This window comes from Spirillospora sp. NPDC049652 (assembly GCF_040675125.1).
GTDB lineage: Bacteria > Actinomycetota > Actinomycetes > Streptosporangiales > Streptosporangiaceae > Spirillospora.
Window position 1 is genome coordinate 1 of record NZ_JBFAOF010001534.1, and the last position, 1131, is coordinate 1131.

Annotated in this window: 2 protein-coding genes; both read right to left on the bottom strand. The window is 73.7% G+C overall.

Annotated elements, in window-relative coordinates; all coding sequences use genetic code 11:
* Positions 1-247 precede the first annotated feature (247 nt).
* Positions 248-634: a DUF7715 family protein gene (locus AB0J52_RS41715; RefSeq protein WP_500188823.1), complete on the bottom strand. Its 387-nt coding sequence runs from the start codon at positions 632-634 to the stop codon at positions 248-250.
* 255 nt (positions 635-889) lie between these two features.
* Positions 890-1131 (bottom strand): hypothetical protein (locus AB0J52_RS41720; RefSeq protein ID WP_500188825.1); only part of this gene is annotated, 242 nt, incomplete at its 5' end.

A 1131-nucleotide genomic window follows, 5' to 3' on the forward strand; every position in this document is an offset into this window, starting at 1 on the left:
ATCGCCGAGTTCACCCGTGGCGGCGACGGCGGCGTCCGGGCCTGCCTCCCCTGACGCTAGGCTGTTTCGCAGTCCCGGCCCACTTCGCTCGCCTGGCGGCTCGCTACGTGACCAGGCCTGGGCGAACGCGGCATCGCTTCGCGATCTGCCCGCTTCCGCTCGCCTCCGGCATCGCTCCACCGGGCAGGTCACGCGTTCGCGCGCGTGGCTGAGGCCACTTCGAGACAGGCTCTAGGTGCTCGCGGCGTCAGGGCTGGACGACCTGGCGGACGACGATCTCGTCCAGGCGGCGTTCGACGATGGCGCCGACCGGCCAGTCGCGGACGAGCGTGCGCAGGCCCGCCGCCTCGTGCTCGGCGTGCGAGCCGTCGTAGCCCTGCTGCTCCAGGCTGCTGCGGATCGCCTCGACGTAGTCGGCCTCGGTGAACCCCGGGACGTCGCGGACCATGGCGGTGGTGGTGGCGCGGTGGGAGTTGAGCCCGGCGAACGCGCGGGCGCAGCCGCAGCCGCCGTCCGGATCGCCGCCGTCGCGGTCGCAGACGACGCCGATGTGGACGAGCTCGCCCTCCACGCACCAGGCGAAGTCGTTGCCGCGGTAGCCCTGGGTGAGGTTGGTTGCGGTGAGCAGCTTCACTGGCCGACCCCTTCCGTGACCCGCCCACCGTACGTCGCCGGTCGGACATTCCACGGGCGAACGTCCCCCACGCGAACGGGTTCCCAAACGCTGTCAGGAGCTGTCGGGACCCCCCTGACAAAACAGGCCCCCCACGGCCGTCCTGTCTCGGTAGACGGAGGCTGAGGTCGCGGCGCGCTTGGACGACGGCGCAACGCCGGACGCCCTGCGCGACGGCCCGCGGACCCGCCACGAAGCGCGAGGTAGGCCCTCCGGCTAGCCCTCCGGCGCCGGGGGGCGCAGCGCCTTCGCCCGCCGCAGGTACGCGGCCGCCGTCTCCTCGTCCTCGGTCGCCTCGGCGAGCAGTTCGAGGGCGCGGGCCTCACGCGCGGGCATGTCCCGTGCCGCCAGGGTCGCGAGCGCGCGGGTCAGCTCCTCAGCCGCGTCGGCGCGACGCCCGACGCCCAGGTACGCCTCTCCCAGCCGGGCGTGGATCTTCGCCTCGGTCAGCGGGTCGG